The organism is Fulvivirga lutimaris (genome assembly GCF_009711525.1).
Taxonomy (GTDB): domain Bacteria; phylum Bacteroidota; class Bacteroidia; order Cytophagales; family Cyclobacteriaceae; genus Fulvivirga; species Fulvivirga lutimaris.
Genome location: NZ_SMLV01000291.1, coordinates 1 through 11032, shown reverse-complemented (window position 1 = coordinate 11032; position 11032 = coordinate 1). Strand labels below are relative to the sequence as shown.

10 protein-coding genes are annotated in these 11032 nt (G+C 36.6%); all 10 read right to left on the bottom strand.

Going from position 1 to position 11032, the window contains the following annotated elements:
• Positions 1–924 (bottom strand): nucleoside-diphosphate sugar epimerase/dehydratase (locus E1140_RS05090; RefSeq protein WP_484494444.1); only part of this gene is annotated, 924 nt, incomplete at its 3' end.
• A gap of 10 nt (positions 925–934) precedes the next feature.
• Positions 935–1111 carry a hypothetical protein gene (locus E1140_RS05085; RefSeq protein WP_155179768.1) on the bottom strand — a complete coding sequence of 59 codons (177 nt, stop codon included), beginning with the start codon at positions 1109–1111 and terminating at the stop codon, positions 935–937.
• Positions 1104–6368, bottom strand: coding sequence for a T9SS type A sorting domain-containing protein (locus tag E1140_RS05080; RefSeq protein ID WP_155179765.1), 5265 nt, complete (start codon positions 6366–6368; stop codon positions 1104–1106). The genes E1140_RS05085 and E1140_RS05080 overlap by 8 nt, the downstream gene beginning before the upstream one ends.
• A gap of 107 nt (positions 6369–6475) precedes the next feature.
• Positions 6476–7600 carry a DegT/DnrJ/EryC1/StrS family aminotransferase gene (locus E1140_RS05075; RefSeq protein WP_155179762.1) on the bottom strand — a complete coding sequence of 375 codons (1125 nt, stop codon included), beginning with the start codon at positions 7598–7600 and terminating at the stop codon, positions 6476–6478.
• Complete coding sequence (locus E1140_RS05070; protein WP_155179759.1) at positions 7593–7985, bottom strand: exosortase F system-associated membrane protein; 393 nt, start codon at positions 7983–7985, stop codon at positions 7593–7595. The genes E1140_RS05075 and E1140_RS05070 overlap by 8 nt, the downstream gene beginning before the upstream one ends.
• On the bottom strand, positions 7982–8524 hold the full coding sequence (gene xrtF, locus E1140_RS05065) for an exosortase family protein XrtF (RefSeq protein WP_155179756.1): 543 nt from the start codon (positions 8522–8524) through the stop codon (positions 7982–7984). The genes E1140_RS05070 and xrtF overlap by 4 nt, the downstream gene beginning before the upstream one ends.
• Entirely contained in the window at positions 8521–9153 is a 633-nt protein-coding gene (locus E1140_RS05060; RefSeq protein WP_155179753.1) for an acetyltransferase, read from the bottom strand. Before E1140_RS05060 ends, xrtF begins: the two co-directional genes overlap by 4 nt.
• Complete coding sequence (locus E1140_RS05055; protein ID WP_155179749.1) at positions 9146–9742, bottom strand: acetyltransferase; 597 nt, start codon at positions 9740–9742, stop codon at positions 9146–9148. The genes E1140_RS05060 and E1140_RS05055 overlap by 8 nt, the downstream gene beginning before the upstream one ends.
• 28 nt (positions 9743–9770) lie before the next feature.
• Positions 9771–10376 carry a sugar transferase gene (locus E1140_RS05050; RefSeq protein WP_155179747.1) on the bottom strand — a complete coding sequence of 202 codons (606 nt, stop codon included), beginning with the start codon at positions 10374–10376 and terminating at the stop codon, positions 9771–9773.
• Between the two features lie 7 nt (positions 10377–10383).
• The coding region (locus E1140_RS05045; protein WP_155179744.1) for a glycosyltransferase at positions 10384–11032 on the bottom strand (649 nt) is incomplete at its 5' end.

Genomic DNA, 11032 nt, shown 5'->3' with positions numbered 1-11032 from the left:
CACCTGATTCACCAATTCGCTACCAATTGATCCTGCGGCTCCAGTTATCAAAACTGTCTTCGAGCTAATCTGATCCACAAGTTCCGAGTTCATTATGCTAATTGAATCCCTTTCTAATAAATCATCAATTTTGACCTCTTTGATTTGGTTGATACTCAATTCACCTTGCACCCAAGATTTAAGATCTGGCACCGTTCTTACACGAATTCCGAAACTCAAGCAAATATCAACGATGTCATTCTTGCGCTCAATTGATAACTTATTAACTGCTATAATTAGCTCTTTTACATCGTGCTTGCTAACTACCTCTTCCAATCTATTAAGAGAGTAAATATTAGTACCATTTATCTCCTTACCAACCTTGTTTTCATCATCCTCAAAAAAAGCGACTACCTGATACCCTGATCTATAGTCATCATCTAACAGATGCTTAGTGACGATACCCATTTGTCCCGCTCCAAAAATGGCCACATTGGTCTTTTTGCGGTATATTTTGCCATAGTAAGAAAAGATATTCTTAATTAATAAACGATACTGAAAAAGAAATAGAAATGAGGCCAAGAAAGAAATGAGAATAACAGAATATGGTATAATATTTCTGCCATTATAATAATAGAAAATTAAATTTAGTATTGAAGAGAAACAATGGGTTAATAGAAGCGTTTGAAAAACTCTCAGACCATCCTTAAGACCTGTATAACGAACTATTCCAGCATAACTTTTGGTGATAAATAAAGCTAACAAACAAGCTGATGCATTTACAGCAACACCGATAAGTGGGCTATAATTTTCAATGGTTTCGTACTCAAAATTGAATCGAAGTAAATAACCCAATGCCGTAGCTACTGCAACAATAATTACATCTAATAGTATGATAACCCATCTAGGAAGGATTCTGAGTTGTAGAAGAAATTTGGTAATCAAAGTATAAGTTTTACTTCTTTCGCATTAAACGCTTTGCCCCTAAAGCCCCACCTGCCAAAAGTAATAGTTCAATTCCTCCAATAGGTACTGGGCCTGCATCAGGATCACCACCAGGGTCACCTGGTTGTGAGCTAACTGACAATGAAATACTAATTAAAATGCAAAATACAAATACTCTTTTAATCATTCGTTTTTAAAAATCTATAAGTAGATGTTTTATTATCGATATGTAATCTAATGATGTAGAGTCCATTAACAAAACTTTCAATATTAATTTTAGTACTTGATGTGCCAAGATTATCAACAAACATTACAGCACCTTTTGCATTTACTATTTCAATTTTATCAATAATATTATTTTTCGACTCAACGTATAATATGCTAATAGCCGGGTTAGGAAAAACATTGATCACAGATTCTGTATTTTCAGTTATTGAGGTTACGTCATCAGGTTCATCCACTCCAAAGTTATCACCAACTTTCGAAGAACAAACACCATTACTAACCTGCAATTCATAATAACCTGACGCTTGCTTTTCTAGTTTGTTTGAATTTTCACCAGTTAATAATACTCCATCTAAAAACCAGGTATTTCCATCATCATAATTTGATATTAAGAAATTACCATCTTCAGTAATAACTGGACTTATAACAGTATTCTTAATATTTGATACTTGAGATAAAAATGCAGAACACGATCCATATTTCACGTTAACTTCTACCAAATTCTCTTCTTGGAGGTCACTATTAGAAACATTGAAAAATAAGTTTTGTTCTTCAGCCAACTTTGACTCACCATATTCTTTTCCATTAAGAATTAACTGATAATTAGCCCCTATCTGAGGTGTTTCTATAGAAATTTCTCCATCACCTCCAGCACATACATCTGTTGTACTAAATGAAACAGATTCATCAATTGTAGTTAAAGAAATTTGACCACTTTGAGATAACTCTACTTCACAGTTATTATTTTTTGCTAAAAACGCTATCTTATTTGACTCCGATAAAAATTCGGGTGCAACTTTAAAAGTAATGGATGAGCCTGTACCATTAACAGAACTACCAAATTCGGCATCATTTAATAATAATTGATAAGCAACCCCCTCTTCGGAACCATCAAGTTCAATTATGGCTTCATTGCCAGCGCATATCGAAGCAGGAAAATCAACCGTCAAATCAGCATTTATACTAGATTTTGTAACAACTGCAGTTTGGGATAAAAGGTCACTGCACCCTCCCTTAGTAGCTTGAAAAGAAATTTCATTGGAGTCTAATAAATCATTATTTAAAATTTCAAAACTAATTTTAGACCCTGAACCAATTTTAGCCTCACCATATGGCTGACCATTGATCATAAGACCGTAGTTCACCCCTGGTTGTGTCTCAGAAAATGTCACATATGCATTATCCAAATTACAGACTACTTCAGAAACCGAGTAAGGAGTGTTAGTATTTATTGCCGACAGGTCAACCATAACTATATCTCCAATAGCTTTTGAAGTACAGCCTTCACGTGTTCCTATTACTTCAACCTCATTAATACCATTTAATAAATCTTCAGATGATATTTCAAAATTCAAATTACCACCATCTCCCATCATCTGATAGGTAGAATTTTCACCATTAATCTTTAATGAATAAAGGATTCCTGACTGGGATGATGTCAAATCAATTGCAGCGATTCCATTGCTACAAATTTCAGATGTTGATTGCACCTGTAAATCAGGATCAATAAAATCTCTGGTTATATGTAACTCCAATCTATTGGAACCAAAACTACTTGCCACATTCTTGTCTATACTCAGATTATACACAGTATTGGCGGCAACATTCACCTCATCTTCAGTATAATTATCAATCAATGTAAAACTATTACCTGATTCAAAATTTTCAAATCCGGTAAAATCCAAAACATAACTGCCAGAGGTTGGATCTGAAATATCAAATTTTATCACCTTTTCACAGAAATAATCTTCAAAGAAATTGATAGCTAGTTTATTTCCATCAGTATCAAAAGAAGAAAAATCGAACAGGTCATTGTCCAATTTTAAAGCATCATACTCTGTATCATATCCTTCCGTGGCACCTGGATATACTGCTAAATAAGCCTTATCGACTAAATCACCTTTACTTAATGATACAACCAGTTCTTTAAAACCGTCTACCTTTTCTTGTCTGAAAAATTCTGCAGTAGTTCCCGCGTTAACTTTAACACCTTCATTCGCTTCTAAATTAGCAGATCCAGATGTAGTCTGAACCCAAAAGGCCTGTCCCGCAGCAATCTGACCATTAGTCAATCCTCCAGTACTACCATTCCAGTATTGGAAACCTCCGCCTCCGCCCCCATTGTCTTTGACGGCTATGGTTCCTCCCATTCCAGCCTTTGTCCAATCAGAATCATCCCAATCAATACTAGAAGGATAAGGGTTTCCTACCAAATTATAACCTGAACTAGGATCTCCGTCCGGAGTATAAGTAACATTAAAATTATAAGTCCCCTGATTAACAGGGCCTGTAAGCTCAACTGTAGTCTGTGCATATTCATCACGCATAAAAGCAACATAACCTCTACCAACAACTAGTGGGTTAGCATCAGGAGTTCCGGAGCTTGGATAGGCAACATATCTATCATTAAAGGTACCTCCCAGTGTTTCATCAAAATAATATAATGAAGGACTATTTGAAACAATACCAGGATTTGTACTAGCACCCGTAAAGTTACCCGTTATCGGAAAATAGGCTTGCCAATCCGCTACGGTTGCCCCAGATACCGGAGCAGACATGTATCTCCATATACTACCCTCATTACTGATAAATCTTTGAACGGTGACATCACCATTAACACTGGCCCCAGTAGGAAGTGCAGATATACTTGCATTTCCTGAAGTACCATCTGAAGTAGACAGTAAAACAAGATTTCCGCCAGAATTAAATGCCGTTGCAGTTTGCATTGTCAAATAACCCGCTAAATTCAGCTGACTATTCAAGGTTACAGCACCTCCTGATTTATTCACCCTTATATTATTAAATGTAGCCCCTGCAGGTATCAAATCCTGATCCGTAGATCCATTGAGATTTACAATTCCTCCATTGGCATCAAAAGCCGCTCCCGTTTCTACCTGAAAGTCACCGGTAACATTAAGTACAACAGCAGATGGCATAGTTATACTAGCTGTCCCTGTTACCTGAATATTCGAAAAAGTCGCTGCAGAGGAGCCTGTAAATGCGGTTGTGCCATTAAAAATCACGGTGCCTGAATAAGTCGCCATAGTACCTCCATTTCGCTCCCAATTACCTCTCACCTCTAGATCATTGCTACCAATTGATAGTGATCCACTGGTCAATGTCACGTCTCCGGTAACAATAAGGCCAATCTGATTTAAGGTAACAGCTCCTGTGGTTTCAACTCTTAAATTACCTAAAGATTCCTCGGTAGGTGTGGGAATTTCACTACCCATGGTTTGAGGACCATTAACATAAGTAATATCGTATGTTTCGCTCGGATCAGTTTGTAATGCATTTCCTGTAAAAGTTGCATCAGAATTCTTTATTAATGTAGAGCCATCCGCCATGGTAATGGTACCAGAATTTGTTAAAATACCTGCAGAAAGGGTCATATTAGAGGCAATCCTAATGGTACTGGGAATAGTTGCGGTGCCTCCTGATGTTCTATTAAAAGAAAGCGCTCCTAGAGTATTTTCGATAGCATTGAACTGTAATGAGCCAAATGCCCCTGTACCAGTGATATTTATTGAACTGGAAGCATCGACCAACAAGTTACCCGACCCAGAAACAGTACCACCTAAATTTAAAACTTGACCCCTTATGTCTAGATTTCCTTGGGTCAGTGCTAATGCTCCAGACAAAGTCAGATTATCTTCAATATCTGCTGTAACACCTGAACGGTTAATTGTAAGGTTGGCAAAAGAAGGACTGGCACTTAAGAAAGGAATGGTACCAATAGCACCGGAGCCACTAAAAACCAAAGAAGAAGTGGAGCCTACACTTAAAGAACCTGCGCCAGATAGAGCTCCTTGAATAGTTAAAGTATTGCCTCCTATTGACAGATTACCATTAGTTAGTGTTAAATCACCCCCAATTGAAACGCTTGATATTAATGAGACTCCACTACCATTATTAATAATGGTGGTAATTCCACTTGTTGAAGGATAAGCACTACTCACAGTCTGGGCTCCACTTCCATTAAATATTATAGAACTACCGGATGAATAAGTCTGAGTTCCCTGAACCTGTACATTTCCTGCTAAAGCACCACTAGCTGACGTGGAACCAAGCACCAAAGTTGCTCCACTGTTCAGCGAAAAACTACCAGAAGCTCCACTACCTACAAAATTGCTGTTGGATATCGTAAATGTACTGCCAGACTGAATAATATAATTTATATTGCTAGTTATTGACAACGAGTTGTTAAAATTCTGACTAGTTCCTTCAAAATTAAGTGTCGCAACACCAGAACCCGTTGCTGAAAGGTTACCTGCTGTCCTTGTAAAATCACCTGTTATATTAGCTGTGATGTCACCAGCTGTATTAGTTAGTATAAAATTACCTCCGATAGTGAGATCTCCTCCGATATTTAATATTGTACCTGAACTTGTATTTCTACCAATTAGAACATTCGTCCCAGCAGAAGTACTAAAATCACCATCAATATCCAAGGTAAAACCCGAGCCATTTATTGTGGCAAAATAAAATGGTCTATTATTGGTAGAAGAAACAGTTAACGTACCATTTACGTCAATTAAATTGCCATTAAGACTAAAGGGGTTAGCTCCAGAGGCAGTCAATGCAGTCAGATTAATATTGAAATTACCAAATGACTGTCCAAGATTATTCGGTGGTGTGAAATTTGAGGTATATCCAGTCAAAGCACAAGTAGAGTTTAAATCCCAAGTGGCAATGGGAATATCACCAGGTGTTGTAGTATATTGATGGTTATAAGTTGATCCAGAATTAAAAAAGAGATAATCAGACTGAAAGCCACCAGAAAAATCTGTAAAAGTTCCTGTATTATTCAAAGTTCCATTGATCTGAACATAATCAAAATCAACTATATCAATATTTCCGTTGTTGGTTAATGTTCCTCCAAAATCAACAGTCAATACATCTGAGAAACTAAAGCCATAAAAGTTCAATGTAACACCTGAATTTATTATTAACTCACCCCCCGATGATATGGTAAGTTCATCTAAGCTTAGTCCAGCAGTCAACGTTACCTGATTTCTAACTTCAATTAATCCATCAGTAAAAGCATCCGTTGGAGCAACTGATGACGGACTTTCTTCATAAGTTCCATTTTGATCAGCATCCCGTTCCCATATAGTTGCTGTCGACCAAGTCCCATCAGATATGGATCTAAAATTACCTTGACCAAAAGCAGTACTTGATACTACATACAGAAAAAATAGGAGAGTAAATCTTCTCATATAACAAAAATCCAAATTGAACTTAAAATACAAAAATAAGAATTAATATACAGCTAAACTGTAAATATCTAATACTTTTTATATCCTGTTATCAGCTGTTTTGTAACCTATGAAAATGCATTTATTTTATTGATTATAAGTTCTTTTTGCTCCGTGGTTAAATTGGAACCTGAAGGCAGACAGAGGCCACTTTCAAAAAGCTTTTCACCTACTGCACCACCGTAATTTTTATACATTTCAAATACAGGTTGCATGTGCATGGGTTTCCACAATGGCCTGGTTTCAATATTATACTTTTCCAGTTCAGTTCTCAATACTTCCCTATCAAAACCTGTTATCGTTTTATCTATTAAAACGGTAGTCAGCCAACGGTTACTAAAATAGTCATCCGTTGGCTCCTCAATAAACGTAAAGCCCTTGTCTTTTAGATTTTGCTTATAAAAATAATAGTTGGCTCTGCGTTTTTCTACCCAGTTATCCAGTACTTGAAGCTGTCCCCTACCTATCCCTGCAGCTATGTTACTCATGCGGTAATTGTATCCAATTTCTGAATGTTGATAGTGTGGAGCCTGATCACGGGCCTGTGTTGCTAAAAAACGAGCCTTTTTAATCCATACTTCATTGTTGGAAACCAAAGCTCCCCCACCAGATGTGGTAATGATCTTGTTGCCATTAAAAGAGTAAATGCCAAAATCGCCAAAGGTGCCTAGTTTCTGCCCTTTAAAAGACGAACCCAAAGCTTCCGCAGCATCTTCAATTAACGGAATATCATACTTTTTGCAGACATTAACGATTTCATCGATCTTACCCGGCATACCATACAGATGCACAAAAATTACAGCTGCAGGTTTACTTCCTTTCTCAATTTGATCAGTAATGGCCTTTTCTAGAAGAACAGGATCCATGTTCCATGTATTTGTCTCACTATCTACAAATACAGGGTTAGCGCCTTGATAAACAATAGGGTTGGCTGATGCTGAAAAAGTAAATGATGAACAGATTACATTATCGCCTCTTTTTACACCAAGAATAATTAACGCCAAATGTATAGCCGCAGTACCCGAGCTTAAAACCGCACAATGTTCTGCACCAGAATATTTACAAATCTCCTTTTCAAAATTATCAACATTGGGTCCTAACGGAGCTATCCAGTTTTGATCAAAAGCTTCTTGTATATACTTCAGTTCACCATCTCCCATATGAGGTGAGGATAGATAGATACGTTCATTCATTTTTAGCAATATTATTTTGATAGTAAAATGCCGGTATAAGTAACAGCATCAATAATGGATTAACAATTAGCCTGTGCATATATGACACTAAAGGTCCATTATATGAGGTATAATACTTGATAATCAAATAAGGTATAAGCACCAGTGCTATTCCGGCAATTTGTACATAAAGCGCAAAAATTACATACTTTCTTTTACCGAACAAACCATAAATCAGTAACACCACCAGTAAATCGTTAATCACAAATCGAGTGGAGCGCGCCAACGCAAATGACACATATTTAGAATCAAAAGCTTGATTAAAAAAAGATTGAATATCACGCTGAAAAAGATAAACCAGTACTAACCCAACAATGCTAATAGCTATTATGATGTGTCGTTTCATTGAGCTGATGACTTGTTATATAATCTCGTCACCCAGATATACCACATGATAAAAATTATCCCGAAAAGAAATCCGGTAAAAAGATACTTATGTGTAAAGTATAGATATTGATCAAAATAAACCGTGATATAATAAAGAGCTCCTACTCTAACCAGATTAAAAAGATGTATGACAATAATTCCCAACGGAATAAACCACAGCAGTTTCTTTTTCAATTGGCCATAGGCAATTAAAAAACTTACAAATACAATCATAGTATTTAGCCCATTGCAGCCTTCAAAAACAGACAACACATCCCTGTCAGCATTACTTAAATATACATTAGGCTGCGTCTCATTTCTAAGAATGGTAGTCTCATTTCCAACCAGATTTAATATCCAGGATGTTTGTTCGGTAACAATATAGGTAACAGGGTCAGGATCGGGAGAATAACTATTAATGTACAAGCCATAGAGAAGATTTAGGAGTAAATATGCTCCTAAAAACTTAGCCAGAAACAAAATTGATGGTTTGAACTCCTTTAGCAATGCTCTACTCATTTGATCTTTTTTGCCGGCACTCCTACGACCGTAATGTTATTGTCTACATGATCTAATACCACAGCTCCAGCACCAATTATTGACCCACTCCCAAGTTTGACTCCATTCAGAATATTAGCCCCGCTGCCCACCATCACCTCATATTCAATGGTAACTCCACCAGCCACATTAACCCCAGGCATAAGAGAGCTAAAATGTCCAATTTCTGTATCATGCCCAATTGTAGTATTAAGGTTTAACAAAACATGCTCTCCTATTTTTACGTCCGTGGTGATAACCACCCCAGCAGTAATTACTGATCCTTTGCCTATTGAAATATTTTCTTCATCCATAATAACAGCACTCGGATGAATCAGTATTGGGTAATCAATATTTGGAATGTCATTCAATTTATCAACGATCTTACTTTTGATCATAGGAGATCCGATTGCGACAATTACACTGATTCTATTGTCGGTATTTTTTAAGAATTCTATGCCTCCAAGCACATTTTCCTTTTCGTGGTCATCATCTATGAACCCTACAAAATCCCATAAAGGTTCTTTTTTGTTAATAGCATCTAATAGTGCTTTTACTTCCTTCCCAAGGCCACCAGCACCATATATAATAAGTTTTTTTACTTCAGCCATTAGATATGATTTTACCGGGGTTACCTACTACTTTACAGTTATCAGGAATGTCTTTCACTATAACTGCTCCAGCTCCAATTGTACACCATTTGCCTATTTTAACAAGTGGAATAACCGTAGCGCCTGCACCTATTAATGTTCCCTCCCCCACTTCAACACCACCGCATAATGTGGCATTTGGTGCTATGTGCACAAAATCACCAATTACACAGTCATGATCAATTGATGAACTGGTATTAATAATAACGTGGCTGCCTATTGATGTATCTGCATTAATTGTGGCAGAAGCCATAACTACTGTGCCTGTACCAATTTTAACCCTTTTGACAATTACGGAAGATGGGTGTAAGGCATTGGTGTATTTAGTATTTAATTTTTGAGCAATCCTTTTTCGTATGGCATTGTTGCCAACTGTTATAATGCAGGGGCTGTGTTCGGCCTTATGAGTCTTGTCATTTCCAATAACAGGGTATTGCCATAACTGCTTCTTATTAGGGTCATCATCAAAGACTCCTAATATTTCAGAACCATTTTGCTCAATGATATCTATAACAACTTTTGCATGACCGCTAGCTCCAAATAAGTACATGATTCAATTTACAATTAGCAATGTACAATTAACGATTCCCTTTAAATTTTTCCATTGTTGCGCTTCCCTCTGCACTTATCCCTTCTGCAACAAACACTTTTTTAATTGTAAGAAAGATTATTTTCAAATCTAGCCAAAAGGATTGGTTATCCACATAATACAAATCATACTCAAACCTCTGATCCCATGAAATGGCGTTTCTACCATTAACCTGAGCCCAGCCCGAAATGCCAGGTTTAACCTCGTGTCTTCTCCTTTGTTCAGAATTATAAAGTGGTAAATATTCTACCAACCAGGGACGAGGACCTATAAAAGACATATCTCCTTTTAATACATTAATCAACTGTGGGAGTTCATCTAAGGAAGTTTTTCTGACAATATTGCCAATCCATGTTAACCGGTCTTTATCCGGCAGCAAGTTCCCACTGGCATCCCTTTCGTCAGTCATGGTTTTAAACTTTATGACTTTAAATAGTTTTTCATTTTTTCCAGGTCGCTGTTGTGTAAAAAATATCTGTCGCTTTTGAAAGATGGCCAATAATATTATCACGACCAGCATAATTGGACTCAAAAATAATAGCAATACCAGTGAAGTTAAAAAATCAAAGAAGGGCTTTATCAATAGTCTATACATAGAAATATTAAACTAAGCTATTGTACTCGTTCAAAATAAGCCTCCATACATTTTCCTGATCATAGTCCATAATACTTGATCTTGCCTTAGCAGCAAGATTATTTCTTAATGACTTATTGGTACCCAATAGTTCAATGGCCTCTTTTAGTTTATCTACATTTTTAACATCAACCAACAAGCCATTTTCATCCGGACTAATAATTTCATTATTGCCGTTAATATTAGTGGCTATTGATGGTAGCCCCATTGCGCATGCCTGTAAAAGGGCATTGGGGAAACCCTCACGATAACTTGGAAAGACAAAAATATCAGAAGCTGCCAAATACATTCTAATATCACTTTGAAAGCCCATAGATAAAATTCTTTTATTATGCTGTATTTCATTTTTGGTGTCAGAGTTTAATGGTTCACGCTGATCTTCGTACTCACCTAAAAGTAACAGGTAATTATTTTCCATCTTTAACCTCTTGAATGCAGCCACTAATTCCTCAATCCCCTTATCACGAACTAACCTGCCAACAAAGCATAAAACAACTGCATCTGCTGGTATTTCATTATCTTTTCTAAACTCACCTGCCCGTAAAATAATTTCTTGTGACCTTTGAAAATGATTGGTATCTATACCATTAGAGCTTCCTTTACCTATCACCTTAATT